At 72.8% G+C, this 25,337-nt stretch carries 25 protein-coding genes and 1 pseudogene; 10 read left to right on the top strand and 16 right to left on the bottom strand.

All coding sequences use genetic code 11. The features are described 5' to 3' along the window. Positions 1-13: 13 nt before the first annotated feature. From mnhG to ABD652_RS01660, 6 genes are read right to left on the bottom strand one after another with little or no spacing between them, the layout of a single operon-like run. A complete protein-coding gene (mnhG, locus tag ABD652_RS01685) occupies positions 14-373 on the bottom strand; it encodes a monovalent cation/H(+) antiporter subunit G (RefSeq protein WP_344717500.1) in 360 nt (119 codons plus the stop codon). Continuing rightward, on the bottom strand, positions 373-639 hold the full coding sequence (locus tag ABD652_RS01680; protein WP_153143490.1) for an MrpF/PhaF family protein: 267 nt from the start codon (positions 637-639) through the stop codon (positions 373-375). Before ABD652_RS01680 ends, mnhG begins: the two co-directional genes overlap by 1 nt. Beyond that, on the bottom strand, positions 636-1,175 hold the full coding sequence (locus tag ABD652_RS01675) for a Na+/H+ antiporter subunit E (RefSeq protein ID WP_344717497.1): 540 nt from the start codon (positions 1,173-1,175) through the stop codon (positions 636-638). Before ABD652_RS01675 ends, ABD652_RS01680 begins: the two co-directional genes overlap by 4 nt. Beyond that, positions 1,175-2,776: a monovalent cation/H+ antiporter subunit D family protein gene (locus tag ABD652_RS01670; protein ID WP_344717495.1), complete on the bottom strand. Its 1,602-nt coding sequence runs from the start codon at positions 2,774-2,776 to the stop codon at positions 1,175-1,177. The genes ABD652_RS01675 and ABD652_RS01670 overlap by 1 nt, the downstream gene beginning before the upstream one ends. Then, on the bottom strand, positions 2,773-3,399 hold the full coding sequence (locus ABD652_RS01665) for a sodium:proton antiporter (protein ID WP_344717493.1): 627 nt from the start codon (positions 3,397-3,399) through the stop codon (positions 2,773-2,775). Before ABD652_RS01665 ends, ABD652_RS01670 begins: the two co-directional genes overlap by 4 nt. Beyond that, complete coding sequence (locus ABD652_RS01660; protein WP_344717491.1) at positions 3,396-6,356, bottom strand: DUF4040 family protein; 2,961 nt, start codon at positions 6,354-6,356, stop codon at positions 3,396-3,398. Before ABD652_RS01660 ends, ABD652_RS01665 begins: the two co-directional genes overlap by 4 nt. Before the next feature lie 395 nt (positions 6,357-6,751). Between ABD652_RS01660 and ABD652_RS01655 the strand changes: the two genes are divergently transcribed. Both ABD652_RS01655 and ABD652_RS01650 read left to right on the top strand, forming a co-directional pair. Further along, positions 6,752-7,282: a hypothetical protein gene (locus ABD652_RS01655; RefSeq protein ID WP_344717489.1), complete on the top strand. Its 531-nt coding sequence runs from the start codon at positions 6,752-6,754 to the stop codon at positions 7,280-7,282. Positions 7,283-7,491: 209 nt separating this feature from the next. After that, positions 7,492-8,427: a cation diffusion facilitator family transporter gene (locus ABD652_RS01650; RefSeq protein WP_344717487.1), complete on the top strand. Its 936-nt coding sequence runs from the start codon at positions 7,492-7,494 to the stop codon at positions 8,425-8,427. A 17-nt stretch (positions 8,428-8,444) separates the two neighbouring features. On the opposite strand, the gene ABD652_RS01645 is transcribed toward ABD652_RS01650, so the two are convergent. Beyond that, positions 8,445-9,080, bottom strand: a complete 636-nt coding sequence (locus ABD652_RS01645; protein ID WP_344717485.1) for a DNA-3-methyladenine glycosylase I — start codon at positions 9,078-9,080, stop codon at positions 8,445-8,447. 113 nt (positions 9,081-9,193) lie between these two features. Between ABD652_RS01645 and ABD652_RS01640 the strand changes: the two genes are divergently transcribed. After that, positions 9,194-11,356 carry a S9 family peptidase gene (locus tag ABD652_RS01640; protein WP_344717483.1) on the top strand — a complete coding sequence of 721 codons (2,163 nt, stop codon included), beginning with the start codon at positions 9,194-9,196 and terminating at the stop codon, positions 11,354-11,356. A gap of 105 nt (positions 11,357-11,461) precedes the next feature. Here the strand turns inward: ABD652_RS01640 and ABD652_RS01635 are convergent, their stop codons facing one another. Next, positions 11,462-12,127, bottom strand: a complete 666-nt coding sequence (locus tag ABD652_RS01635) for a response regulator transcription factor (protein WP_425574528.1) — start codon at positions 12,125-12,127, stop codon at positions 11,462-11,464. Next, positions 12,124-13,458 (bottom strand): sensor histidine kinase, encoded by a 1,335-nt coding sequence (locus ABD652_RS01630; protein WP_344717480.1) that lies wholly within the window; start codon positions 13,456-13,458, stop codon positions 12,124-12,126. The genes ABD652_RS01635 and ABD652_RS01630 overlap by 4 nt, the downstream gene beginning before the upstream one ends. A gap of 190 nt (positions 13,459-13,648) precedes the next feature. On the opposite strand from ABD652_RS01630, the gene ABD652_RS01625 reads away from it, so the two are divergent. From ABD652_RS01625 to ABD652_RS01615, 3 genes and pseudogenes are all read left to right on the top strand, one after another. Continuing rightward, a complete protein-coding gene (locus ABD652_RS01625; protein ID WP_344717478.1) occupies positions 13,649-14,875 on the top strand; it encodes a glycosyltransferase family 4 protein in 1,227 nt (408 codons plus the stop codon). Then, a complete protein-coding gene (locus ABD652_RS01620; RefSeq protein WP_344717476.1) occupies positions 14,859-15,575 on the top strand; it encodes a VTT domain-containing protein in 717 nt (238 codons plus the stop codon). Before ABD652_RS01625 ends, ABD652_RS01620 begins: the two co-directional genes overlap by 17 nt. Positions 15,576-15,634: 59 nt before the next feature. Next, a pseudogene (locus ABD652_RS01615) lies at positions 15,635-16,063 on the top strand (DedA family protein); the annotation flags it as partial. Between the two features lie 119 nt (positions 16,064-16,182). Here ABD652_RS01615 and ABD652_RS01610 read toward each other — a convergent pair. Further along, a complete protein-coding gene (locus ABD652_RS01610; RefSeq protein WP_344717474.1) occupies positions 16,183-16,467 on the bottom strand; it encodes an acylphosphatase in 285 nt (94 codons plus the stop codon). 56 nt (positions 16,468-16,523) lie between these two features. Here ABD652_RS01610 and ABD652_RS01605 point away from each other — a divergent pair, with 56 nt between their 5' ends. Together ABD652_RS01605 and ulaA are read left to right on the top strand one after the other, a co-directional pair. Then, positions 16,524-17,423 (top strand): PTS sugar transporter subunit IIAB, encoded by a 900-nt coding sequence (locus ABD652_RS01605; RefSeq protein WP_344717472.1) that lies wholly within the window; start codon positions 16,524-16,526, stop codon positions 17,421-17,423. Positions 17,424-17,479: 56 nt separating this feature from the next. Then, positions 17,480-19,042 (top strand): PTS ascorbate transporter subunit IIC, encoded by a 1,563-nt coding sequence (gene ulaA / locus ABD652_RS01600; RefSeq protein WP_344717470.1) that lies wholly within the window; start codon positions 17,480-17,482, stop codon positions 19,040-19,042. 10 nt (positions 19,043-19,052) lie between these two features. Here the strand turns inward: ulaA and ABD652_RS01595 are convergent, their stop codons facing one another. Beyond that, complete coding sequence (locus ABD652_RS01595; RefSeq protein ID WP_344717468.1) at positions 19,053-20,240, bottom strand: amidohydrolase; 1,188 nt, start codon at positions 20,238-20,240, stop codon at positions 19,053-19,055. 187 nt (positions 20,241-20,427) lie between these two features. Between ABD652_RS01595 and thpD the strand changes: the two genes are divergently transcribed. Then, a complete protein-coding gene (gene thpD / locus ABD652_RS01590; protein ID WP_344717466.1) occupies positions 20,428-21,330 on the top strand; it encodes an ectoine hydroxylase in 903 nt (300 codons plus the stop codon). A gap of 224 nt (positions 21,331-21,554) precedes the next feature. Here the strand turns inward: thpD and ABD652_RS01585 are convergent, their stop codons facing one another. The 5 genes from ABD652_RS01585 to infC form a co-directional block, all read right to left on the bottom strand. After that, complete coding sequence (locus ABD652_RS01585) at positions 21,555-21,860, bottom strand: RNHCP domain-containing protein (protein WP_344717464.1); 306 nt, start codon at positions 21,858-21,860, stop codon at positions 21,555-21,557. Continuing rightward, entirely contained in the window at positions 21,857-22,789 is a 933-nt protein-coding gene (locus ABD652_RS01580; protein WP_344717462.1) for a TrmH family RNA methyltransferase, read from the bottom strand. The genes ABD652_RS01585 and ABD652_RS01580 overlap by 4 nt, the downstream gene beginning before the upstream one ends. A gap of 154 nt (positions 22,790-22,943) precedes the next feature. Continuing rightward, on the bottom strand, positions 22,944-23,324 hold the full coding sequence (gene rplT / locus ABD652_RS01575) for a 50S ribosomal protein L20 (RefSeq protein WP_344717460.1): 381 nt from the start codon (positions 23,322-23,324) through the stop codon (positions 22,944-22,946). Positions 23,325-23,542: 218 nt separating this feature from the next. Then, on the bottom strand, positions 23,543-23,737 hold the full coding sequence (gene rpmI, locus ABD652_RS01570; RefSeq protein WP_070159257.1) for a 50S ribosomal protein L35: 195 nt from the start codon (positions 23,735-23,737) through the stop codon (positions 23,543-23,545). A 331-nt stretch (positions 23,738-24,068) separates the two neighbouring features. Next, positions 24,069-24,710, bottom strand: coding sequence for a translation initiation factor IF-3 (gene infC / locus ABD652_RS01565; RefSeq protein ID WP_425574534.1), 642 nt, complete (start codon positions 24,708-24,710; stop codon positions 24,069-24,071). Between the two features lie 142 nt (positions 24,711-24,852). Between infC and ABD652_RS01560 the strand changes: the two genes are divergently transcribed. Continuing rightward, complete coding sequence (locus ABD652_RS01560) at positions 24,853-25,287, top strand: DUF1844 domain-containing protein (RefSeq protein ID WP_344717459.1); 435 nt, start codon at positions 24,853-24,855, stop codon at positions 25,285-25,287. The last annotated feature ends 50 nt before the right edge of the window (positions 25,288-25,337 follow it).

Here is a 25,337-nt window from a genome sequence, read left to right as displayed (position 1 = left end):
ACCGGCGCCGGGATCAGACCTCGACGTCGTCGCGGCGGGTCTCGCGCAGCTCGTCCGGGCTGGTGATCGCCGCCGGCGGCGAATCGTGCAGATACCCGGAGCGGGCGATCGCCATCGAGCCGACCGCCGAGGTCAGCAGCTGGGCGAGCACCGCGATGATCGCCTTGACCAGATTCGGCCCGCTGAAGTCGATCAGCAGGGCGCCGATCACGATCAGCGCGACGCCCAGGCCGGCCGAGGTGCCCACCGCCGAGGCGCGCAGGTACAGGTCCGGCAGGCGATAGAGCCCGATGGCGGAGATCAGCAGCACGGCGAGGCCGAGGAAGATCAGCACCGCGCCGACGATGTGGGCGGGGTTGGTCAGGTCCAGCATCAGCGTCGTCCTCCCGATCCCAGGCGAGCCATCGAGATCGCCGACATGAAGCCCAGCAGCGTCGCGATGAGGATGATGTCGAAGAGCGCCTCGATCTGTTGATGCAGCGAGATCAGCGTGATGAAGCCGATGATCGCGAAGAAGATGAGATCAGCGGCGACGGCGCGGTCGGCCGTGCGCGGGCCGCGGAAGCCGCGGACGGCGGCCAGCAGCATGCTCAGCGCCAGGATCACCAGCGCGACCTCCAGCAGGTGCTCGGCGATCATGCGTCACCTCCTGCCGGACGTCCGGCGTCGTTCTCCGTGCTCTCGGACTCGGCGGTCCCCGCGGACGCGCCGCCGGCCCGCACGTCGGCCCGGTCGTCGGCCCGGTCGTCGGCCCCGTCGCCGACCCCGGCCGCCGCGTCCTCGGCCGGACGCACCGTCGGTCGGGCCAGCGGGCGGGAGAGGTCGCCGGGCTCGCGGCGCATCGCCCGCAGCAGCCGGTCCTCCATCTCCTGGATCTCCTCGGCCAGCCCGTCCCGGGAGGCGGCGAACATCCCGTGGACGTAGAGCACCGCGTGGTCGCGGGAGTAGGTGATCGTCAGCGTGCCCGGCGTCAGCGTGATCAGCGAGGAGATGAGCGTGTACTCGCTCGCCGTCCGCGAGGCCGCCGGCACCGCGACGATCGCGGGGTCGGTGCGCATGCGCGCGCTCGGTCGCAGGATGTCGGCGGTGACCTGCAGGTTGGCCAGGAGGAACTCCTTGGCGTACCAGAGCAGGAAGCCGATCATCCGCACCGGCCAGGTCAGCCAGCTGTTCATCAGCCGATCACCGCCTTCACGTAGTCGCTGGGGTCCATCAGGCCCTGCGCGGCCTGCTCGGCGAGCTGCATCAGCACCTCGGCGCCGAGGCCGAGGCCGAGGGTCACCACCGCGAGCAGCGCGGCCGGCACGATGAGCTTCGGCGTCACGCGGGCATGCCGCTCGCCGCTGATCACCGCCGCCGTGCCGGTCGTCGGCGGCCCGACCTGCAGCGTGGGCTGCTCGGCCTGGGCCTCCACCCGCAGGTACCGCTTGCCGTGGATGGCCTGCTGGTAGGTCAGCGCCCGACGTTCCAGTCCTTCGGGCTCCGGCCCCATGAACACCGAGGTCCAGATCTTGAGCATCGCGACCATGGAGATCAGGCTGACGATCACGGCGACGCCGCCGATGATCCACTGCTCGGCCTCGAAGGTCGCCCCGATGAGGGAGAACTTCGCGACGAAGCCGGAGAACGGCGGCATGCCCACCAGCGAGAGCGCGGCGACCATGAAGATCACCGCCACCAGCGGCTCACGCTTGAGCATCCCGCCCAGCCGGTCCAGCCGGGCCGTGCCGTAGGTCTCCTCCAGCGCGCCGGTGGAGAGGAAGAGCGAGGCCTTCACGATCATGCCGTGCAGCAGGTAGAAGATCGCGGCGGTCAGTCCGAGCGTGGTGAACAGCCCGACGCCGATCATGATGTAGCCGATGTGGCTGATCATGTGGAAGACCAGGATCGAGCGCGTCGAGTTCTCCCCGACTGCGCCCAGGGCGCCGACGACCATGGTCACCGCCGCGATCGTCAGCCCGACCCAGAGGAAGCGCTGGTCGCCGTCGAAGAGCATCGCGTAGATCCGGTAGATCGCGTAGACCGCGATCTTGGTGTGGATGCCGGAGAACAGCGCGGTCACCGCCGGCGAGGTCATCGAATAGGTGCGCGTCAGCCAGCCGTGGACCGGCACGACGGCGGCCTTGATGGAGATCGCGGTGAGCACCACCGCCCCGGCGATCGCGATCGCCGGGTCCTCGGCGGCCGCGCCCTGCAGCTCGGCCAGGTTGACCGTGCCGGCAGTGGCGTAGACCAGCCCGACTCCCGCCAGCAGCAGCGTGGAGGCCATCAGGTTCACCGTGACGAAGATCCGCGCGCTGTCGGCGCCGAGCTTCGCACCCATCATCGCCATCAGCCCGTAGGAGGGCAGCAGCATGACCTCGATGAACACGAAGAGGTTGAAGATGTCGCCGGTCATCGCCGCACCGGCCACACCGGCCATGAGGATCAGCACGAACGGATGGTAGAAGCGCGCCCGGGCCTCATGGGTGGCCATCGCGAAGAGCACGCTGGCCAGCGCCAGCACGGCGACGAAGGCCAGCATCAGCGCCGAGAGCGTGTCGACGACGAGGGGGATCGCCACCCCCGCCTCCCAGAGGCCGACCTGGTGGGCCAGCACTGTACCGTCGGCGGTGGTCACCACCAGCAGGATCGCGGCGGCGAGCATCGCCAGCAGCGTGATCAGGCTGATCGCATGGCGGATCTTCTGGCTGCGGCGCAGCGCGGCGGAGAACGCCCCGAGGAACAGCGGGCCGACGACCAGCACCGGCAGCAGGGTGGACAGCATCTCGTTCATCGGTCCTCCCCCTCGTCGGCGGCGCGGCCCCGGTCAGCCCAGGTGCCGTCCGCGTCCTTCGCCGCGTCCTCTGCGCGGACGTCCTCGTCCTGGACGTCCTCCTGCGGAGTCTCCTCGGGCCGGCGGCCCTCTTCGGCGGTCGTCGCCACGTCGGCGTCGACGTCCTCCTCCGTGCCGGCCTGGGTGCCCAGCAGCTCGGCGTCCGAGGGCGGGCCGTCGGGCTCGTCGCCGGGGCCGACGGCGGCGGTGGCGACTGTCGGGTGGTGGCCGGTGCGCTTCAGATGCGCCGCGGCGGCGAGCTTCGCCGGGGCGGTCGGCGCGGCCTCGGTGTCGTCGTCGGTGGTCGTGGTGATCGCCAGGGTGACCATGAACATCGAGATCGCGAAGGCGATGACGATGGCGGTCAGCACGAAGGCCTGCGGCAGCGGGTCGGCCCGCTGGGCCGGATCGTCGACGTGCGAGAACGGCGCCCCGCGGAAGGCGACGTCGCCGGCGGAGAAGAGCAGCAGGTTCGCCGCGTGCGAGATCAGCACGAAGCCCAGCACGATGCGGACCATGCCGCGCTGCATGAACAGGTAGACGGAGGCGGCGGTGAGGATGCCGACCATCAGGGCGATGCTCATCGGGCCTCCTCCTGGCCGTCGCTGCGGCCGCTCGACGTGGTGTGCAGCGGTGTCGACTCCTCGGCGACCTCCGGCGGGACGTCGCCGGGATCCAGCGGCGTGCCGCTCCGCCGGCGGGCGGCGGCCTCCGGGTGGGTGCTCAGGTACTTCTGGAGCAGCTCCGCGGGGTAGCGCTGGACCTGGCCGAGGCGGTCCAGGGCCACCAGCACCGCGCCGATGACGGCCAGGTAGATGCCGACGTCGAAGATGATCGCGGTGGTGAAGTGGTAAGAGCCGCCGCCGGGCAGCGGGATGTCGGTGGTCAGCGGCTTCAGGAAGGAGCCCTCGACCAGGCCGGCGAGGCCGGTGCCCGCGCCGACGAGGATGCCGCCGACGATCACCAGCGCGTAGTCCCAGCGCAGCTTCACCGCGGAGTCGGACGGGGCGACCAGGTAGCGCAGGGCGAAGAACCCGCCGGCGACCAGCGCGGCGATGAAGCCGCCGCCGGGCTCATAGTGGCCGCGCACCAGCAGGATCAGCGAGAAGAGCACGATCAGCGGCGCGACCCAGTTGAAGAGGGTGCGCATGGAGGTGGTGTTGTCCACGGCGTCGTCCAGCGGAGTGCCCACCCAGGCCCGGGAGGTCTCCGGCTCGTTGTCCGAGGTGGAGAACGTCGAGTTCAGCACCGCGAGGATCGCGAAGCCGGCGATGCCCAGCACGGTCAGCTCGCCGAAGGTGTCCAGCGCGCGGAAGTCGACGAGGATCGAGTTGACGATGTTGTCCGCGCCGGTCTGCTCGTAGGTGTTCTCCTGGTAGTACTGCGCGATGTCCGACTGCCCGCGGCGGCCGGTCAGCGCGTAGGTGGCCAGGAAGGCGGCGGCGCCGAAGCCGATCGCGACGACCGCCGAGACGACCGTGCGCGAGCGCGGCACCCGGTGGAAGCGCTTCGGCAGCTTGCGCAGCACCAGCACCAGCACCACGACGGTGAGGATCTCCACCAGCAGCTGGGTGATGCCGACGTCGATCGCGCCGAGCATGAAGTAGAAGGAGGCGACGACGAAGCCGGCGCCGCCGGCCAGCACGACGGCGCCGGCCCGGTCGGTCGAGAGCACCGTGCCGAGCAGGAACGCCGCCAGCAGGGTCAGCAGGATCCAGTCGGCCGGCCGCGTGTTCCCCGCGGTGAGCGAGCCGACGGTCGGCGAGGCGACCAGTCCGGCGATCAGCACGCCGAGCAGCAGGATGCCCGGCAGCGTCAGGTGCAGGCCGTGGACATCGGTGCGCGTGAGGTCGCCGATGCGACGGCCGCCGCGGATCAGCGCCAGGCGCAGCGACTCGACGGCGTCGACACCGGTGAACGGCAGGATCCGGCGCGGGACCGCCGCGTCGACCCGGGCGCGGCCGAGGACCATCAGCAGCCCGCCGCCGATGACCGCCGCCGAGAGCAGCAGCTCGACCGAGAAGCCGTGCCAGAGCGCCAGATGCGCATGGTGCTCGGCGCCGGAGGACGCCGTCGCGGCGTCGGAGACCAGTCCGTCGAAGATCCCGGGGACGAAGCCCAGCAGCAGACCGGCGGCGGCCGGCAGCATCGCCGGCAGCCAGAACGTCCAGGTGGCCTCGTGGGAAGCCTCGGGCGCCATCGGCTCGCGGTCCTCGTCGCGCGGGCCCGCCCCGGTGAAGGAGCTGAAGCTGCCCAGCACGATGCGGCCGCAGTAGGCGAAGGTGCCGATCGCCGCGACGACGGCGATCAGCGTGATCCCCCAGGTCATCACCGAGGAGAACTCGGCCGAGAGGAAGCCGCCGAGCAGCCCCTCCTTGGAGACGAAGCCGAGCATCGGCGGCACTCCGGCCATCGACAGCGAGGACAGCGTGGTGATCACCAGCGAGACCCGCATCGTGCGGTGCAGACCGTTCAGCACGCGGATGTCGCGACTGCCGGACTCGTGCTCGACGATGCCGACCATCATGAACAGCGAGGCCTTGAACAGCGCGTGGGCGATGACGTGCACGACCGCCGCGGCCAGCGCCTTCTCGGTCCCCACGCCGATCACCGCGGTGAGGAAGCCCAGCTGGCTGATCGTGGAGAAGGCCATCATCTCCTTGATGTCATGGCGCTGCAGGGCGAAGAGCGCGCCGATGACCGCCGTGATCAGCCCGGAGCTGATCAGCAGCACCTGCCAGGTCGTCGAGTCCGCCAGCGCCGGCGAGAAGCGCAGCATCAGGTAGATGCCGGCCTTCACCATGGCGGCGGCGTGCAGGTAGGCGCTGACCGGCGCGGGGGCGACCATCGCGTCGGGCAGCCAGATGTGGAACGGGAACTGCGCGGACTTCGACAGCGCCGCCGCGGCGACGAGCACCGCGATCACGGCGGTGAAGCCCGGGTCGGTGCTCCACACCTCGGAGGACAGCGCCTCGGAGATCCGCGTGGTGCCGGTGCGGGTGATGATCAGCAGGGCCGCGGCCAGCAGGCCGAGCCCGCCGCCCATGGTCAGCAGCAGCGAGCGCCGCGCCGGACCGGGGGCCTTCTCCCCGGACCGGTTGATCAGGAAGAAGGAGCACAGCGTGGTGAACTCCCAGAAGAGGAAGAGCACGATGAGGTCGTCGGCGACGACCATGCCGGTCATCGAGAAGACGAACAGCAGCATCCAGACGTAGTAGTCGCCGGTCTTCGCCGCCGTCGAGAAGTAGCGGGCCGAATAGGCCATCACCAGGGCTCCGATGAAGAGCACCAGGAAGAGGAAGACCAGGCCGAGCCCGTCGAGGCGCAGCGCCAGCGAGACGTTCAGCGTCGGGATCCAGGGGATGGTCTCGACGACGGCGCCGCCGTGGTGGACCGACTGCAGCCAGGGCAGCGTGAGCAGCCCCACCACCAGCAGCACGGCCGCGGCGGCCCAGCCGGTGTCCCGGCCCAGCAGCCGGTGCATCGAGGCCGCGGCGGGCACCAGCACCAGCACGATCAGCAGCAGCAGGACCAGCGTCATCGGATCGCCCCCGCCCGCGTCGCGGCGCTCGTCCGCCGGGGCTCGAGGAGGCCGCGGGCCACCGGGACCCCGAGCACCGGGACCTCCGGCGTCAGGGGCGCGGCGCGGCGCCCGGCCTGGCGGCGGGACGTCGATCGGGCGGGCGGATGCATCGTGCCTCCTGTCGGTGCGGTGGAACGCGGAGCGGGCGCCGCAGGGCGGCCTCCCGGGCTCCGGGGACTGCGGATCACGGCTCCGCGGACGCGCTCAGATTCGCCGACCAGTCTTCCCGGCACACCGACGACGACTCTACCGATCCGCGCACAGCCGCGGCAATTCGCCGCACCGGCCACGGAGGCGGCGCGCCCGGCGGATCCCCGCGAGGACGCGGTCGCGCGACTATGATGTGGAGCATCATGGACACCTCTCAGGACACCTCCGGCGCCGGCTCCGCCTACCGGCTGCCGTCGCGCTGGCCGCGCCGCGTCTCCGACGTCGTGCCGACCATCGGCCCGAGCGTGCTGCTGCACGCGGGGCGACTGCCGCTGACGGTGCGGATCGCCTGCTTCGGCCTGCTCGGCGTCGTGGGCATCACGGCGCTGTTCCTGCTGCCCAGCTTCCTGATCCACCTCGCCGGGCTGCAGTCGCTGATGCGGCTGGACGGGGTGCTGGCCGGCCTCGCGGGCCTGCTGGCCCTGGGAGTCAACATCGTGCTGGCCGGGCTGCAGATCGTGCTCGCGCTCAAAGTGCCCGAGCGCCTCGAGTGGGTCCGCGCCGCGCTGACCGTCACCGTGCTGGTCGCCGGACTCGAGGCGGTGCTGCGCGACTGGGCCTACCCCAGCGTGCTGGAGATGGGCTTCCGCTGGGACCTGCTCCTCATGGCCGCCATGGTGGCCCTGCTCTGGCTGCCCTCGGCCAACCGCTGGTTCACCGCCGACCCGGCCTGAGCCGCCGGCGTCCCGCACAGGAGACCCGGCCCGCGCAGCGGGCCCGCCGGTGCTGAGAATGCTTCTGGACAGCAGTCGCACCTTATGCTCGCGCACCCTCCCGGCCGTAAAATGATCACGCAGGCATGATCTTCTTCCCTCTCGCCCGCGCCCCGGCGCGACGACGAGGACGACAGCGCGGACGACGGGCCGGCCGAGGAGGTGCACCGATGGGCGCAGGACATTCCCACGCCGGCGGCGTCGACGACGTCGCCGGCGGCGGCCGGTCCCACCGCCGTCGCCTGCAGCTGGTGCTGCTGGTGACGCTCGGCGTCGTCGCCGCCCAGTTCGTCGGCGCCTGGCTGACCGGCTCGCTGGCGCTGCTCACCGACGCGGTCCACTCGCTGACCGACTCCGTCGGGCTGGTCGTCGCGCTGGCCGCGGCGATGCTCGTCGGCGCGGCGGCGACGTCGACGCGCACCTGGGGCTTCCGCCGGCTGGAGGTCGTCGCCGCGGCGGTGCAGGCGCTGATGCTGCTGGGCATCGGCATCTACGCCGCCGTCGACGGCGTCGGCCGGCTCGCCGCTCCCCCGCATGTGCCGCCGATGGAGCTGCTGATCTTCGGCGTCGTCGGGCTGGGCGGCAACACCGTCTCGCTGGGCGTGCTCGCCGCCGGACGGCGGGAGAACCTCAATCTGCGCGCGGCCTTCCTGGAGGTCGCCGCCGATGCGCTCGGCTCGCTGGGGGTCATCATCGCCGCGGCGGTGATGGCGCTGACCGGCTGGCAGCAGGCCGACGCCGTGGCCGCGCTGGCCATCGCCGCGCTGATCGTCCCGCGCGCGGCGCTGCTGCTGCGCGAGACCGGACGCATCCTGCTGGAGTTCGCCCCGCGCGGCATCGATCTGGAGGAGGTCCGCGAGCATATGCTCGCGATGCCCCACGTCCGCGAGGTCCACGATCTGCACGCCTCCACAGTGGCCACCGGCCTGCCGGTGATCAGCGGGCACGTGGTCCTCGACGACGACTGCTTCCACGACGGCCACGCCCCGCAGGTGCTGCAGGACCTGCGCACCTGCGTCGCCGAGCATTTCGACGTGACGCTGGAGCACGCGACCTTCCAGCTGGAGACCGCCGACGTCGCCGCCGGCGAGGCCCACGCCCACTGAGCCGACCGGCCCGGCGCTCACCCCGGCCAGACCCCGGAGGCGCCGCGGCGGTGCGAGCCCATCAGGTGGGTGTCGACGATCCCGACCGCCTCCATCAGCGCGAACATCGTCGTCGGCCCGACGAAGCGGAACCCGGCCGCCCGCAGCCGCTTCGCCAGCGCCTCGGACTCCGGCGAGCGCGTGGGGATCTCCTCGACCACCCGCGGTCGCGGCGTCGTCGCCGGCTGATGCGACCAGATGAGCTCGGCGAGGCCGCCGTGGTCGCGCAGCGCCGCCGTCGCCCGGGCGTTGCCGATCGTCGCGGTGATCTTGCCGCGGTGGCGGATGATGCCGGCGTCGGCCAGCAGCCGCTCGACGTCGGCCTCGTCGAAGGCCGCCACCGTGTCCGGATCGAAGCCGGCGAAGGCGAGGCGGAAGTTCTCCCGCTTGGCCAGGATCGTCGCCCAGGACAGCCCGGACTGGAAACCCTCCAGGCTCAGCCGTTCGAAGAGCCCGCGCTCGTCGCGGACGGGCATCCCCCATTCGTGGTCGTAGTACTCGCGCAACATCGCGCTGCCCAGTGCCCAGGGGGTGCGGGCCAGCCCGTCCTCGCCGACGGCGACGCCGGTGCCGGCGGAGTCGAGGCCGTCGGGAGTGCGGTGCGGCTGGCTCATCCGGCCAGCGTATCGCCCCGGCGGCGACGCTGGACGGCGCGCGACGACGACACGGCGCGCCATCAGTTGCTCGATGCAACCTGTTCGTCCCGCCGCGATGATAGAACCGGACTATGACTGACACCACATCGACGTCGCCTGCGGCGGCCAGCCCGTCCGGCGCCCGCAAGTTCCACGATCTGGACCACTTCGTCGCCTTCCCGCGGCTGGCCGGACTGGCCATGAGCCCCGACGGCGAGCGCCTGGTCACCACGGTCTCCACGCTCGACGCGCAGGGCACCGGCTACACCACCGCTCTCTGGGAGGTCGATCCGCGCGGCGGGCACACGGCCCGCCGACTCACCCGCGGCTCGGCCGCCGAGTCCGGACCGACCTTCTCCGCCGCCGGCGACCTCTGGTTCACCTCCGCCCGTCCCGACGAGTCCGGCTCCGCCGAGGACGCGAAGACCGCCGCGCTCTGGCGACTGCCCGCCGACGGCGGCGAGGCCGAGGTGGTCACCCGGCGCCCCGGCGGGGTGAGCTCGGTGCTCTGCGCCGCCGACGCCGACGTCGTGCTCGCCGCCGCCCCGCTGCTGCCCGGCGCCGCCGACGAGGACCAGCACGCCGCGCTGCAGACCGCCCGCACCGAGGGCGAGGTCCAGGCGATCCTGCACACCGGCTACCCCGTGCGGCACTGGGACCACGATCTGGGCCCGGCGCGGCCGCACCTCTTCGCCGTCGACGGCGAGGAGGCCCCCGACGACGCCGCCGTCCCGGCCACAGTCGAGCCGCCCCGGCGGCGGCTGCGCGCGCTGACCGCCGACCTCGGGACGCACTACGGCGACGAGGCGTTCCTCAGTCCGGACGGCACCCGCGCACTGATCGCGGTGACCCTGCCCGAGCCGGCCGCCGACCAGCGCACCGGGCTGGCCGTCGTCGACGTCGCCGCCGGCGAGCGCCGGATGCTCGCCGACGACCCGGCCTCGACGTACTCTCCCGGGCCGATCAGCCCGGACGGACGCACCGCCGTGGTCACCGTGACCCGCCGACCGGTGCCCGAGCGGGCGCTGCGGCCGATGCTGCACATCCTGGACCTCGAGACCGGCGCGCTGACGCCGCTGATCGACGAGTCCTCGGCCGAGGCCGAGCTGTGGTTCACCCCGGCCGACTGGCTGCCCGACGGCTCGGCGGTGATCGCCCTGGCCGACCGCGACGGTCGCGGCCCGGTGTTCCGGCTCGACGTCGCCGACGGGACGGTCACGGTGCTCACCGACGACGAGGCCACCTGGTCGGAGGCGATCGTCTCCCCCGACGGCGCCCACGTCTACGGCGTGCGGGCCAGCTACGCCTTCCCGAACGAGATCGCCCGCCTGGACCTGGCCGACGGGACGGTCACCCGGCTGGAGAACCCGGTGCGCCGTCCCGAGCTGCCCGGCCGGCTGACCGAGATCGAGACCGTCGCCGAGGACGGCGCCCGCGTGCGCGCCTGGCTGGCGCTGCCCGGGACGGAGGGAGAGGGCGCGCCGGACGCGCCGGACGCGCCGTCGTCGTCGCCGGCGCCGCTGCTGCTCTGGATCCACGGCGGCCCGCTGAACTCCTGGAACGCCTGGTCCTGGCGGTGGAATCCGTGGCTGCTGGTCGCCCGGGGCTACGCGGTGCTGCTGCCGGATCCGGCACTGTCCACCGGCTACGGCCAGGAGTTCATCCAGCGCGGCTGGAACGCCTGGGGCGAGAAGCCCTACACCGACCTGCTGGCCATCACCGACGCCGCCGAGACCCGCGACGACGTCGACGCGACCCGGACCGCGGCGATGGGCGGCTCCTTCGGCGGCTACATGGCCAACTGGGTCGCCGGCCACACCGACCGCTTCGACGCGATCGTCACCCACGCCTCGCTGTGGGCGCTGGACCAGTTCGGCCCGACCACCGACATGTCGCCGTTCTGGCGCCGGCAGATCGATCCGACCATGGAGGCCGAGCACTCTCCGCACCGCTTCGTGTCCGAGATCCGCACGCCGATGCTGGTCATCCACGGGGACAAGGACTACCGGGTGCCGATCGGCGAGGGGCTGCGGCTCTGGTACGAGCTGCTGGAGCAGTCGGGCCTGCCCGCCGACGCCGACGGGAACACCGTCCACCGGTTCCTGTACTTCCCGCAGGAGAACCACTGGGTGCTCACCCCGCACCACGCGAAGCTCTGGTATCAGGTGGTCATCGCGTTCCTGGCCGAGCACGTCCGCGGCGAGGCGCCGGAGCTGCCGACGACGCTGGGGCTCACCCCGCCGGCGTCGGAGTGACTCTGCCCGGGACGCCCCACCCGGCGGATGACTCGGCGGAAGGTGTGGGAATACGTCGCCATTCCCACACCTTCCGCCGAGTCATCGCCGGGGTGGGCGGGGCGGTCAGGGCGCGCCGCGACCCTCGAGGTAGAGCAGCACCGCCCGCACGCGCCGGCTGCTGCCGTCGCCGCGGGCGAGGTCGAGCTTGTCGAAGATCGACCCGACGGCCTTCTCCACCGAGCTGACCGAGAGGTGCAGCCGTTCGGCGATGGTGACGTTCGACTGCCCCTGGGCCATCTCCCCCAGCACCTCGAGCTCGCGCGGGGTCAGGCCCTCGAGCGTGCCCGAGGTGCGGGGCCCGACCAGCAGCTGCTGGACGACGTGCGGGTCGATCGCCGCCCCGCCGGCGGCCACCCGGGAGATCGCCTCCAGGAAGGCGTCGATGTCGGTCACCCGATCCTTCAGCAGATAGCCGATCCCGCCGGTGTGGGCGCTGAGCAGCTCGGTGGCGTAGTCCCGGACCACGTACTGCGAGAGCACCAGCACGCCGGTGTCGGGCAGCTCGGCCTTGAGGTCCAGCGCCGCCCGCAGCCCTTCGTCGGTGTGGCTCGGCGGCATCCGGACGTCGACGACGGCCAGCTGCGGGCGATGGGCGCGCACCGCCGCGCGCAGCTGGTCGGCGTCGCCGACCGCGGCGAGGACCAGGTGGCCCTCGTCCTCGAGCAGGCGACGCACGCCTTCACGCATCAGGACGGAGTCGTCGGCGACGACGACGGACAGCGGACTCATGATTGCCTCCTCTCCCCTGCTCCCGGCGGGGCCCCCGCGCCGCCGTCCGGCAGCTCGGCGGTGACCCGGGTGCCGGTCCCCGTACTCGCCGGCGGCCGTGCGGTCGCACCGCCCCGGGGATCTTCCGTCGAGCCGTCCGTCCGGCTCTCCACCCGGAAGGCCCCGTCCAGCGCCTCGACCCGCCGGGCGAGGCCGCGCAGTCCGGCACCCTGCGGATCGGCGCCGCCGCGACCGTCGTCGGCGATCGAGACGACCACCCGCTCCTCCCCGCGGTCCCCGCGCCGCTCGAGCAGGATGTCGACGCCGGAGGCTCCGGCATGCTTGACCGCATTGGTGACCGCCTCGCGCACGATGAAGTAGACGACGACCTCCACCGGGCGCGACGGGCGCGTCGTGAGCCGGTCGTCGACGCGGACGTCCAGCGGACTCCGCTGGGCGAGGCTCACCAGGGCCTGGTCCAGGCCCAGCTCGTCGAGCTCGACGGGGTAGACCCGCCAGGCCACCTCACGCATCTCGCCGATGAGCTCCTGCGACTCCTCCAGCGTCGCGCCGAGCAGCTCGCGCGAGCGCCCCGGCTCGGCGCTGCGCTCGGCGCGGGCGACGAGCATCGACAGCGAGACCGCCCGCTGCTGGACCCCGTCGTGGAGATCCCGCTCGATCCGCCGGCGCTCCTCGTCGACGGCGGCGACGACGCCCCGGCGCGTGGTGATCAGCTGCCCGATCCGGTCCTCGTCCCCGTCCCGCCGGCGCACCGTCAGCCGACGGCCGAGCAGCGCGGCGGTGACCCGTCCGGCGAGCTCGGCGCCCAGGCACACCGCCACCGCCGAGGAGACCACGTAGAAGGCGGCGAAGAGCAGCGCCGGCGTGCTCTGCTGCCACGACGTCACGAACGTGACCGTCACCGAGGATCCCGGGCCGGCGACCAGCAGCTGCACCACTGAGGCGAGGGTGAAGAGCAGCCAGAGTCCGACCAGCTGGAACATCAGGACTCCGACGGCGGTCGCGAGCAGCGCCTCGAGCAGCAGCACCGCGGGCCTCCGTCGGCCGCGCAGCTCCGGCGGCTCGCAGTCCAGCCGGTGGAACCGTCGCAGCCGCGCGAAGTCCCAGCGGGCCGTGCGGCGCAGGCCGAGACGCGGGCCCAGCAGCCAGCCGAGCGCCAGCAGAGGTCCGGTCAGCAGGCCGAGCAGCGTGCCGACGCTCTGCCGCACCCATCGGCGCGCCAGGCGCCGGGCGCGCCCCGACGTCAGGTCACGTCGGAAGTCTCCCGCCGCGGCGGCGACGGCGGGGTCGGGACGGTCGCGGCCAGCGTCATCGGCATCATCAGTGGTCACAGTGACCTCATGCTAGAGAGCCGCGACGCCGGCCCACAATGCGGCGGGCCCCACTCCTGGCTTCCGGTTATCCGCACCGGAGTCTGCGGCCGGCCGCCGTCGACTCTGTGGTCAGCACCGTGTCTGCGGTCAAGGACTGTTCCATAGCGTGGATCCCGAGATGACACGCACCCCTGATGAGGAGCTTCCCATGACCACGACGCCGATCCCGCTCCCCGACGACGAATCAGCACCGCTGCGCGTGCTGGTGGTGACAGAGTCCTTCCTTCCGCAGGTCAACGGCGTCACCGCCTCCGTATGCCGCGTCGTCGAGCAGCTGCACGCCGCCGGCCATCAGGTCGCCGTGGTCGCGCCCACCGGGCCGGCGCGATACGCCGAGGCCCCGGTCCATCGGGTCCGATCACTGGCGGTGCCCGGCTACGCCGACTTTCGCCTCGGGGCCGCCACCCGCCGACGGCTGCGCCGGCTCATCGCCGCCGTCCGCCCGGATGTGGTGCATCTGGCCTCTCCCTTCGCGCTGGGCGGCGTCGCCGTCGAGGCCGCGGCGGACCTCGGCGTGCCCACAGTGGGCGTCTACCAGACCGATCTGCCGGGCTTCGCCCGCCGGTATCGGCTGACCGCCCTCTCCCCCGTCGCCGCCCGTCGCGTGCGCCGGATCCACGCGCTCTGCGACCTCACCCTGGCACCGTCGGCGGCCAGCGTGGCGCAGCTGGCCGCCCTGGACGTCCCCCGGGTGAGGCACTGGCCGCGCGGGATCGACGGCGAACGCTTCACCCCGCGCCGTCGGCGGCAGGAGGTCCGGCGCCGGCTGGCTCCGCACGGCGAGGTCGTCGTCGGCTATGTCGGACGGCTGGCCCGCGAGAAGGGTCTGGAACAGCTGCGCGGACTGGACCGGCGGCCGGGGACGCGGCTGGTCCTCGTCGGCGACGGGCCGATGCGCCGCCGACTGGAGCAGCTGCTGCCGCAGGCGGAGTTCCTCGGACAGCGCGACGGCGACGAGCTGGCCGACCTGGTCGCCGCCCTGGACGTCTTCGTCCATCCGGGCGCCGAGGAGACCTTCTGCCAGTCGGTGCAGGAGGCCGCGGCCTCCGGCGTGCCGACCGTCGGCGTCGCCGCCGGCGGGCTGCTCGACCGGATCTCCCACGGGGTCGACGGGCTGCACGTCGCCCCGGACCACCCTGCGGAGCTGCATGCCGCCGTGGGCCGGCTGGTCGCCGACGCCGGGCTGCGCGAGAGGCTCGGGGCGGCCGCCCGGCGCCGCGTGGCCGCGTCCTCCTGGCGGGCGGTCGTCGCCGGGCTGGTCGACCACTATCGCGCGGCGATCGCCGCGACGGACGCCTCCGTGCGAGCACGGCCGGAGTCGACGCGCCGGACGGCGCAGACACCTCGGAGCGAGTCGCATGCCCTGGCCGGCTGACCTCGCTCTCGCCCTGCCGACGGCGGGCTCGGCGGAGTCGCCGGTCGCGCTGCTGCTGGTCGTCGTCGCGCTGATCGGCCTGCCCGCCGGGCCGGCCGAGCCGACCGCGCTGGCCGCAGGGCTGCTCGCCATCAGGCCCGAGCTCCCGCTGGAGGCCGGGGTCGTCGCCGCGGCGGCGGGGATGGCCGGCGGCGATCTGCTGTCCATCGGCCTCGCCCACCGGCTGTCCCGTCGCCGCCCGGTCGACGACCACGGCGCCCGGCACGCACGACGCCCCCGCGCTGACCGGGCGAGGCACCTGCTCGCCCGCCAGGCGGACCGTCCGGCGCTCGCCATGCTGGTCCTCGCCGGCGGCCGCTTCCTCCCCGGACTGCGCACTCCGACGGCGGCGGCCGCCGGGCTGGCGGGCCTGCCGATCCGCCGGTGCGTCCTCGCCGTCTCCGTCGGGTCGCTGGCCTGGGCCGCCGTCTGGGTCTCCGCAGGCCGCCTCGGCGCCTCCACCCTCGACGCCGCGGGCGTCGCACCAGGGGACCTCGTCGGAGACGGCGCACTGCTCGGCACAGTCGCCGTGCTGACGCTGCTCGTCGTCGGACTGATCCTTCCCCGCCTGGGCCGCGACGCCGAGCGTCTCCGTCCCTGCTCCGTCTCGTCCATCCGCCCGCCCGACCTCTGGAGGGCCGAACCATCGATGCATTCCTGACCCTCGCCGAGGAGCTGCTCACCTCGCTCTGGCTCCATCCGCTGATCCTGATCGGGGTCATGGCCGACGCCGTCGCGCCGCTCGTCCCGGCGGAGACGCTGCTCATCTCCGCGGCGGCCTTCGGCGCCGCCGGGCCGCCGAACCTGCTGCTGCTCGGCCTGGCCGCCGCGCTCGGCGCCTTCCTCGGCGACAGTCTGATGCACTGTGCGGGGCGTGCGCTGCGCCGCTGGGGACGCGGCGGCCCCTCCCACGGCGGTCCGCTGCGCCGGCTGGCCCGGCGGATGACCGGCCGCAGCGGGGCCGTGGAGGTGCGCTCGGCGACGGCGGATCTGCTGCGGCGCCGCGGCGGAGTCGCCGTCCTCGCGGGACGCTTCCTCCCCGGCGGCCGCACCGCCGTCTCGACGGCGACCGGGCTGGTGGGCTATCCCTGCGGCCGCTTCCACGTCTTCGCCGCAGTCGGCGCCGTGTTGTGGGCCGGGTACATGATCGCGCTCGGCTCGCTGGGCGGCATCGTCTTCGCCGACTCGCCCTGGCTCGGCGTGCTCTGCGGCCTCGGGCTGGCCGCCCTCGTGGCCGCCGGCGGCGAACTGGCCCGCCGGCTGGCGGCTCAGCGCCGGATCTCGAAGTCCGCCTCCGGCAGCGCGGAGCGCTCCTCCTCGGTGGCCGGGCGGACGGCGAGCTCGTCGACGACCGCGTGCTGGGGGCCGCGGCGGCACCAGGCGACGAACTCCTCGACCGCCTCCGGCTCGCCGGCGGCGAGGAGCTCGACGGCGCCGTCGGCGGCGTTGCGGACCCAGCCGGCCAGTCCCAGCTGGACCGCCCGCGACTGGGCCGAGGCCCGGTAGAAGACCCCCTGGACCGTGCCGGTCACGCGGATGTGCCGAATCTCCATGTCACCCAGTGAACCACGGTGCCGATGACCTGTCAGCCGGTGCTACCGTTCCCTCCATGGCGTCACCCACCTCACATTCGCCCGACGACCAGCACGCCGACCAGCACGCCGACCAGCAGGCCGACTCGCCGGCCGCCCTGCTGGCCGAGGAGTCGATCGCACTCGACGTCGCCGCCGCCGACTGGCGCGAGGCCGTCGACGAGGCGGGCCGGCTGCTGGTCGCCGCCGGCGTCGCCGACGACGACTACACCGCGGCGATGCGGCGGCTGGTCGAGGAGCACGGCCCCTATATCGTGGTCGCCCCGGGCTTCGCCCTGGCCCACGCCCGCCCCACCGCCGGCGTGGCCCGCACCGGGCTGTCCTGGGTGCGGCTGGCCGAGCCGGTCCCCTTCGGCCACAGCAGCCATGATCCGGTCGGCCTGGTGGTCGGCCTGGCCGCCGACGACGACGTCGCCCACACCCGCGCGATGGCGCGGCTGGCCCGGCTGCTCGCCGACCCGCGACGGCGCGCGGAGCTGGAGGCCGCCGACTCCCCGCAGCGGCTGCGCGAGCTGCTGCTCGCCGCCGAACGGCCGGAGAGCCGGCCCGAGCAGCCGGCCGCCGCGGAGGAGCCCGCCGCGGAGTCTGCTCAGGGATCCGACGCCGCCGACGCCGCCGCGCGGGCGACTGATCAGCACCTGATCCTGACCGTCTGCGGCAACGGGCTGGGCACCTCGCTGTTCCTGAAGAACACGCTCGAGCAGGTGCTCGAGACCTGGCGCTGGGCCCCGTTCGTCACCGTCGAGGCGACCGACACCATCTCTGCGCGCGGCCGCACCTCCGAGGCGGCGGCCATCCTGACCTCCGGAGAGATCGCCAAGACGCTCGGCGCCGTCGACGTGCCGGTCCGCGTGGTGGAGAACTTCACCAGCACCGCCGAGCTCGACGCCGCGCTGCGCGACCTCTACGACGTCTGACCGACGCGCCCCGCACCCCGCACGCCCGCCAGCTCACGCCCCAGGAGTCGCACACCATGGACTGGCTCGTCGCCCTCGCCGAGTTCCTCGTCAACGAGATCCTCAGCGTCCCCGCCTTCCTCATCGGCCTGATCACCGCCGTCGGGCTCATCGCCCTGCGCCGATCCGTCGGCCAGGTGATCGGCGGCGGGCTGAAGGCCACACTGGGCTTCCTGCTCATCGGCGCCGGGGCCACGCTGGTCACCGCCTCGCTGGATCCGCTGGGGTCGATGATCCGCGGCGCCACCGGAGCCCAGGGAGTGATCCCCACCAACGAGGCGATCGTCGGCATCGCCCAGCAGGAGCACGGCGCGCAGGTGGCCTGGCTGATGATCCTGGGCTTCGCGATCTCGCTGGTGCTGGCACGCTTCACCCCGCTGCGCTATGTCTTCCTCACCGGCCACCACATCCTCTTCATGGCCACGCTGCTGACCATCGTGCTGGCGACGGCCGGCTTCTCCGGCACGGTGACCGTGCTCCTCGGCGGCGCCCTGCTGGGCATCCTGATGGTCTCGCTGCCGGCGCTGGCGCATCCGTGGACCCGGCGCATCACCGGCGACGACAGCGTGGCCATCGGGCACTTCGGCACGGCCGGCTATGTGGCCGCCGGCGCCGTCGGCCGCGCCGTCGGAGGCCGCTCCAGCCGCTCCACCGAGGAGCTGCGGCTGCCGGAGTCGCTGCGCTTCCTGCGCGACTCGATGGTCGCCACCGCGCTGTCGATGGTGCTGATGTACGTCGTCGTCGCGCTGATCTCGCTGATCCGCGAGGGCGAGGCCGCCTACACGGCCTTCGACGGCGGGGCCTCCGGACCGGGGAACTTCCTGATGCAGTCGGTCACCCAGGGACTGCAGTTCGGCATCGCGGTGGCGGTGATCCTCTTCGGGGTGCGCACCATCCTCGGCGAGATCGTGCCGGCGTTCCAGGGCATCGCCGCGAAGCTGGTCCCCGGCGCGATCCCGGCGCTGGACGCGCCGATCGTCTTCCCGTACGCGCAGAACGCCGTGCTGGTCGGCTTCCTCTCCAGCTTCGTCGGCGGCCTGCTCGGCCTGGCCGCGCTCTCGCTGTGGCTCAACCCGGTCCTCGGGCTGGCGCTGATCCTGCCCGGGCTGGTGCCGCACTTCTTCACCGGCGGTGCGGCCGGGGTCTACGGCAACGCCACCGGCGGGCGGCGCGGCGCCGTCGCCGGCGGGTTCGTCAACGGGCTGATGATCACCTTCCTGCCGGCGCTGCTGCTCGGCGTCCTCGGCGACATGGGCGATCGGAACACCACCTTCGGCGACACCGACTTCGGCTGGTTCGGCCTGCTCATCGGCTACGGCGCCCAGCTGGGCACCGTCGCCGGGCTGGTGGTCATCGCCCTGATCGGGCTGCTCATCCTGGCCGCGGCGATCCTGATGCAGCGCCGCGTGGTCGACCGCGGCTGGGATCCCTCGCCGCATCGGGCCCGCCCGGCCGGCGCGGACGCGGAGCAGAGCACCGGCGAGCAGGGAGAGAGCGAGCAGACGACGCCGTCGACGATCCCGCGGGCGCGCAAGCTCGCCCCGCCGCGCGGCGCCCCGACGCCGCCGCCGCGTCCCTGACCCGGCGGGCTCAACCGCGGGCGGCCACCGTCCCCTCCCGGGCGTCCTCGTCGTAGGAGTAGACCTCGGCTCCCTCGATCCAGGTGCGCAGCGCGCGATGGCGGGTGTCCAGCGGGTCGCCGGACCAGAGCACGACGTCGGCGTCCTTGCCGACCTCCAGCGACCCGACCCGATCGGCGACGCCGAGCACCTCGGCGGGGTGGATGGTCACCGCCTTCAGCGCCTCGGCGGGCTCCATCCCCTCGCGCACCGCCAGCGCGGCCTGGTGGACGAGGAAGTCGATCGGCACCACCGGGTGGTCGGTGATCAGCGAGACCTTCACCCCGGCCGCGGCGAGGATGCCGGGCGCCGCCGGACTGCGCCGGCGGACCTCGACCTTGCTGCGCGAGACGATCATCGGCCCGTAGAGCACCGGCACGTCCCGGGCGGCGACGACGTCGGCGATCAGATGCGCCTCAGTGCCGTGGTCGAGCACCAGCCGGTGGCCGAACTCGTCGGCCACGCGCAGCGCCGTGGCGATGTCGTCGGCGCGGTGGCAGTGCTGCCGCCACGGGATCTCGCCGCGCAGCACCCGGGCCAGCGCCTCCGAGACCAGGTCGGTCTCGCGCTCCGCCTCCGGCTTGTCCATCCAGGCCCGGGCCGCGGAGAAGGCCTGCCGCTGGGTCAGCGCGACTCCGAGACGGGTGTTCGGCGTCCGCTTCTGCTCGCCGTGGACCCGTTTGGGGTTCTCGCCGAGCGCGGCCTTCAGCCCCGCCGGCGAGCGCAGCACCATCTCGTCGACGAGGCGCCCGTGGGTCTTCAGCGCCACGCTCAGCCCGCCGATCGGATTCGCCGAGCCGGGGTTGACGTTGACGCTGGTGACGCCGCCGGCCAGCGCGTCGTCGAAGCCGACGTCGTCGGGGTTGACCGCGTCGATCGCCCGGGCGGCGGCGGTGACCGGGTCGGTGGTCTCGTTGGTGTCGTCGCCGGCCCAGCCCTCGCCCTCCTCGTGGACGCCGAGGTGGACATGCGCGTCGACCAGGCCGGGAAGCACCCAGCCGCCGGCGGCGTCGACGACCTCGTGGCCGGCCGGGACCTCGACGTCGGGGCCCAGCGCGGCGATCCGTCCGTCGGTGACCACCACAGTGCCGCGGAACGGCTCGGCGGTGACGGGGACGATATGGGCCTCGGTGATGGCACAGTTCCGCGGAGCAACCATATTCAGAGCCTACCTGATCCTGAGTGGAAGCGGCTCAGCTTCCGGCACGACAGCAGTTGCAGTCCGGCACGCTCCTGGGTACGGTCCGGAAGTGGCGGCGGCCACCGAATCGACCCCGCAGCGGGAACCCGGCCGCCGTCGACTCGACACGAATGGAACGTCTGCGACGAGACAGGAGGTCGACCCCATGACGACGACCGTCCAGGACGTGACGGACCTCTACCCAACCCGCGACGGCGAGCGCACCCGCGTCATCGAGCGCCGGGATCCGGTGGTGCAGGGCACCGCCGAGCAGGGCCCGATGGACGCCGAGACGCTGCGCGGCTTCGACACGAAGGGCTATCTGACCGTCGACGAGCTGATCACCGGCGAGGAGCTGGAGCTCTTCCGCGCCGAGCTGAAGCGGCTCTCCGAGGACCCCGAGGTCAAGGCCGACGGGCGCACCGTCGTCGAGGCCAAGTCCGACGAGGTCCGCTCCATCTTCGACATCCACCGCAGCAACGAGATCTTCTCGAAGATCGCCAACGACCCGCGCGTGGTGGACCGGGCGCGGCAGATCCTCGGCTCGGACGTCTACATCCACCAGAGCCGCATCAACTACAAGCCCGAGTTCGTGGGCAAGGACTTCACCTGGCACTCGGACTTCGAGACCTGGCACGCCGAGGACGGCATGCCCGCGCCGCGGGCGGTGTCCATCTCCATCTCGCTGACCGACAACTACTCCTACAACGGTCCGCTGATGATCATGCCGGGCTCGCACAAGCACTACATCAGTGCCCAGGAGAAGACACCCGAGGACAACCACAAGCAGTCGCTGGTCATGCAGGGCGCCGGCGTCCCCGACCCGGAGACGCTGACCGAGTTCGCCGACCGCTTCGGCATCGACGTGCTCGAGGGCCCCGCCGGCGGCGCGGTGATGTTCGACAGCAACTGCATGCACGCCTCGAACGGCAACGTCACCCCGTACCCGCGGTCGAACGTCTTCATCGTCTACAACTCGGTGGAGAACACCTGCGGCGAGCCCTACGCCGCGCCGAAGCCGCGTCCGGAGCACATCGCGAGCACGGACTTCACCCCGGCCGGCCGCTGAGCGCCGACCGACTGCGGCTGATCGACGACGGCGAGACCGTCGCCACCCTGCCTCACCGGGCATCCTCCGCCGGCGTCCGCGGATGCGGCGCGGCCGGAGCTGACAACTGCATACACGGCTCAAGGAGCTGAGCTGGGAGGTACGGCAACTGGGCTCAGTGAGATGAGCAGGGCGATGGCCCCACCTCGTGCGCAGGTGGGGCCATCACTGGTGCGTGCGCCGTCTCAGCGCGGGCGCTGCAGCTCGATGACCACGTCCATGTCGTCGTCGGGGGCCAGCCGGTTGCGGTCCTCGGCGCCGCAGGCGGTGCAGCGGTGGATCAGCACGAAGCCCTTCTTGCCCGAGTGGTCGACGCCGACCGGCTCCATCACCGCTCCGCAGTCGGCGGCGCGGTCGCCGGGGGCGACGTCGACGTGGCGGGACCACAGGCAGTGCGGACAGTGGTTGCGATAGCTGCCGCCGGACTGCCGGGAGACGCGCCGTCGACAGCGGCCGCACTCGAAGCCGGTGTTCTCGGCCTCGCGGCTCACCGGTCCGCTCCCCCGCTGCTCCCGCCGGCGTGCGGCGCTCCGGCGTGCTGGGCCATGGCCGTGGAGTACAGGCAGACCGTGGCCGCGGTGGCGACGTTCAGCGACTCCGCCCGCCCGTAGAGCGGGATGGAGACCCGGGCGTCGGCCAGCGCCTGCTGCTCCGCGCTGAGCCCGTGGGCCTCATGGCCGAAGAGCCACAGCGCCGGCTCGCCGGGACGCTCGACGTCGGTCAGGGCGACCTCCCCGGCGCCGTCGGCGGCGAGCACCCGGGTGCCCTGCGCGCGGACCGAGGTCACGAGCTCCTCCGCGTCGACGCCGGCGAACAGCGGCAGATGGAAGTGCGAGCCGGCCGCGGCGCGGACCACCTTCGGCGCCCAGGGGTCGGTGGTGCCGGGGGCGAGCACGACGGCGCCGGCTCCGGCGGCGTCGGCGGTGCGGATGATCGTGCCGACATTGCCCGGGTCCTTCAGCCCGAGCAGGCCGGCGGCCAGCTGGGCAGACTCCAGCGGGGACAGATCGGCCTCGCCGCGCGGGATCCTCCCGACGGCGACCAGCCCCTGGGAGGTCTCGGCGTCGCCCATCGCCGCGACGACCTCCGCAGTGGCCTCGCGCAGGAAGAACTTCGAGGCGCGCGGCACCGGGTCCTGCGGGTCGAAGAGCAGTCCGCGGGCGCGGTCGAGCAGCGCCTGGACGTCGGGGTGGGCCTCGAGCGCCTCGGCGGTGAAGTAGAGCGCGTCCAGCTGCGGCAGCGGGCCGACGGCGGAGCCGTCCTCCCAGCGCCGCAGCCACAGCGCCAGCGCCTCGCGCACCGGCTGCGGGCCCTCCGCCAGGAAGCGGCCCTGCTTCCGTCGGCCGGCGCGGGTGGCCAGCGCGGCGATCTTCTTCACCCGGTCGGCGCCGGGGTTGGTCAGCACATCGGTGTCCGTCATGGCGTCCATTCTTCCTCACTGGCGCGGGGTGCGGCGGGGCGGGCGCCCCGCACGACGACGGCGCCCGCCCCCTGCCGAAGCAGGGGACGGGCGCCGTGGTCCGACCGGCCGCGTCGAGCGGAGCCGGTCGCAGATGCTGCGAGAGTCGGGCGACTCAGGCGCGGGCCGCGTTGACGTCCTGCGGCAGGGCCTGGCGCGCGGTCTCCACCAGTGCGCCGAAGGACTGGGCGTCGGAGACGGCCATCTCGGCGAGCATGCGACGGTCCACCTCGACGCCGGCGGCCTTCAGGCCCTGGACGAAGCGGTTGTACGTCATGCCGTGCGCACGGGCGGCAGCGTTGATGCGCTGGATCCACAGACGGCGGAAGTCGCCCTTGCGCTTCTTGCGGTGCTGGTAGTTGTAGGTGAACGAGTGCAGCAGCTGCTCGTTCGCCTTGCGGTACAGACGGGACCGCTGACCGCGGTAGCCGGAGGCCCGGTCGAGGACCTTGCGGCGCTTCTTCTGGGCGTGGACCGCCCGCTTCACACGTGCCACGTGATTCTCCTTGAAGTCGTCGGGGCCGAGCCCCGTGCTCCCCCGCCCGTCCGGCGCCGGCTCCGGCCCGGATGATCCGGGCCGCGCGACCGCGTCGGTGCGGCGAGGGCTGTCAGTCTTCGTTCGCTGTCAGGATGCGGCCGGGCGTCAGGCTCCGCGGCGAGTCCGCAGAGCGACGGCGCCGGCGCGGCGGGATCCGCCGTCCGGGGAACGGACGCTCAGATGCCCAGCATGCGCTTGATGCGCTTCTCGTCGGCCTTGGTGACGATCCGGTCACCGGCCAGGCGGCGCGTCAGGCGCGAAGACTTGTGCTCCAGGTAGTGGCGACGGTTGGCCTGCTGGCGCTTGATCTTGCCGGAGCCGGTGAGCTTGAAGCGCTTCTTGGCCCCGCTGTGGGTCTTCATCTTCGGCATAGTGCCGTTCTCCTTACATCGTCCGGACCTGCTGCGCCTGTGCCGGGCGATGCCCGGCGGCGGCACAGAGGTGGGGCCGCCCGGGATCGCCGGGCCGACGTCGTCGACCCTGCGGCGTTCCCACGGCCCCCTTGTCAGAGGATCGGCAGGCTCGCACCCCGTCCCGCCCGCCGAGGCGGACGCACGAGGACGCAGGTCTCTGCCGAGAACCCGAGGAGACATTCTACGCCATCATCGGCGCGATATCCTCCCCGGGACGCGGACGGGCCCGGACCCGGGTGCCCCGGATCCCGACCCGTCGATGCTCCGCGCCCGCCCCGGAGGGCCGAACTCAGAGGTCCTTCAGCTCGTCCGGCAGGTAGTCGGCCATGGAGTTGGACAGCGGCTTGGCGTCCTTCGGCTCCGTGGAGACGCGCTCCTTGTTCTTGCGCGTCCGGCGGGACTCGCCCTTGCCCTTCTCCGCGTCGTCCTTGTCGGAGGCCTCGGCCGCCTGCTGCTTCTTGTTCTCGGCCTTGGTCTTCAGCGGGCCGACGACCATGACCATGTGGCGGCCGTCCTGGCGCGGCGTCGACTCGACGGAGCCCAGGTCCTCGACGTCCGAAGCGAAGCGCCGCAGCAGACGCACGCCCATCTCGGGGCGCTGCTGCTCGCGTCCGCGGAACTGGATGATCGCCTTGACCTTGTCGCCGGCGGTGAGGAAGCGACGCGCGTTGCCGACCTTGGTCTCGTAGTCGTGCTCGTCGATCTTCAGCCGGAAACGGACCTCCTTGAGGACCGTGGTCGTCTGGTTCTTCCGAGACTCGCGCGCCTTGACGGCGGCCTCGTACTTCCACTTGCCGAAGTCCATCAGCTTGCAGACCGGGGGCTTGGAGCGAGGCGCCACCTCGACGAGGTCCAGATCCGCCTCCGAGGCGAGTCTCTGGGCATCCTCGATCCTGACGATGCCCACCTGCTCACCCTGAGGTCCTACCAGGCGGACTTCCGGGACGCGGATCCGTTCGTTGATGCGTGGTTCGCTGATCTGTCTAGCTCCTGTGTGAGGCGATGGCCGTGGTGTCGATGGGGTGCCGCGACCGCGGTCGCGCGCACATCCAGACTATGACAAGCTTACCAGCATGCAGAGTGAGCAGAACAACCGGGAGGGCGCCCCCGACGCGGCCGTCGAGTCGGCCGCCGAGACGGCGCCCGAGGCCTCCTCCGCCGACGGCCTGCAGCAGGCCGTCGACCAGCAGGCCCGCGACATCTCCGAGGTGCCGGCCGTCGAGCTGATCAACACCGTGTCGGTGCACCTGATGAGCGCCGCGGCCGTGAAGACCGGCCTGGCCGAGGACGACGAGGCGGCGGCCATGAAGGACCTGGACGAGGCGCGCAAGCTGATCACCGCGCTGGCCGGCCTGGTCACCGCCGCCGCCCCGGAGGTCGGCTCGCAGCACGCGATGCCCCTGCGCGACGGGCTCCGGTCGCTGCAGCTCGCCTTCCGCGAGGAGTCCTCCGTCGCCGACGCCCCGGGCCAGGGCCCGGGCGAGAAGTGGACCGGCCCGGTCAACTGATCGCCCCGAGGATCTCTCGGATGAGAGGTCCATGAGACGCGGATGAGAAC

The organism is Nesterenkonia halobia (genome assembly GCF_039536005.1).
GTDB classification, from domain to species: Bacteria; Actinomycetota; Actinomycetes; order Actinomycetales; family Micrococcaceae; genus Nesterenkonia; species Nesterenkonia halobia.
This window is presented reverse-complemented; position numbering and strand designations above follow the sequence as displayed.

Coding starts and splice junctions, on each gene's coding strand:
- mnhG (WP_344717500.1), bottom strand. CDS start 373: ATGCTGGACCTGACCAACCCCGCCCACATCGTCGGCGCGGTGCTGATC.
- ABD652_RS01680 (WP_153143490.1), bottom strand. CDS start 639: ATGATCGCCGAGCACCTGCTGGAGGTCGCGCTGGTGATCCTGGCGCTG.
- ABD652_RS01675 (WP_344717497.1), bottom strand. CDS start 1,175: ATGAACAGCTGGCTGACCTGGCCGGTGCGGATGATCGGCTTCCTGCTC.
- ABD652_RS01670 (WP_344717495.1), bottom strand. CDS start 2,776: ATGAACGAGATGCTGTCCACCCTGCTGCCGGTGCTGGTCGTCGGCCCG.
- ABD652_RS01665 (WP_344717493.1), bottom strand. CDS start 3,399: ATGAGCATCGCCCTGATGGTCGGCATCCTCACCGCCGCCTCCGTCTAC.
- ABD652_RS01660 (WP_344717491.1), bottom strand. CDS start 6,356: ATGACGCTGGTCCTGCTGCTGCTGATCGTGCTGGTGCTGGTGCCCGCC.
- ABD652_RS01655 (WP_344717489.1), top strand. CDS start 6,752: ATGGACACCTCTCAGGACACCTCCGGCGCCGGCTCCGCCTACCGGCTG.
- ABD652_RS01650 (WP_344717487.1), top strand. CDS start 7,492: ATGGGCGCAGGACATTCCCACGCCGGCGGCGTCGACGACGTCGCCGGC.
- ABD652_RS01645 (WP_344717485.1), bottom strand. CDS start 9,080: ATGAGCCAGCCGCACCGCACTCCCGACGGCCTCGACTCCGCCGGCACC.
- ABD652_RS01640 (WP_344717483.1), top strand. CDS start 9,194: ATGACTGACACCACATCGACGTCGCCTGCGGCGGCCAGCCCGTCCGGC.
- ABD652_RS01635 (WP_425574528.1), bottom strand. CDS start 12,127: ATGAGTCCGCTGTCCGTCGTCGTCGCCGACGACTCCGTCCTGATGCGT.
- ABD652_RS01625 (WP_344717478.1), top strand. CDS start 13,649: ATGACCACGACGCCGATCCCGCTCCCCGACGACGAATCAGCACCGCTG.
- ABD652_RS01620 (WP_344717476.1), top strand. CDS start 14,859: ATGCCCTGGCCGGCTGACCTCGCTCTCGCCCTGCCGACGGCGGGCTCG.
- ABD652_RS01610 (WP_344717474.1), bottom strand. CDS start 16,467: ATGGAGATTCGGCACATCCGCGTGACCGGCACGGTCCAGGGGGTCTTC.
- ABD652_RS01605 (WP_344717472.1), top strand. CDS start 16,524: ATGGCGTCACCCACCTCACATTCGCCCGACGACCAGCACGCCGACCAG.
- ulaA (WP_344717470.1), top strand. CDS start 17,480: ATGGACTGGCTCGTCGCCCTCGCCGAGTTCCTCGTCAACGAGATCCTC.
- ABD652_RS01595 (WP_344717468.1), bottom strand. CDS start 20,240: ATGGTTGCTCCGCGGAACTGTGCCATCACCGAGGCCCATATCGTCCCC.
- thpD (WP_344717466.1), top strand. CDS start 20,428: ATGACGACGACCGTCCAGGACGTGACGGACCTCTACCCAACCCGCGAC.
- ABD652_RS01580 (WP_344717462.1), bottom strand. CDS start 22,789: ATGACGGACACCGATGTGCTGACCAACCCCGGCGCCGACCGGGTGAAG.
- rpmI (WP_070159257.1), bottom strand. CDS start 23,737: ATGCCGAAGATGAAGACCCACAGCGGGGCCAAGAAGCGCTTCAAGCTC.
- ABD652_RS01560 (WP_344717459.1), top strand. CDS start 24,853: ATGCAGAGTGAGCAGAACAACCGGGAGGGCGCCCCCGACGCGGCCGTC.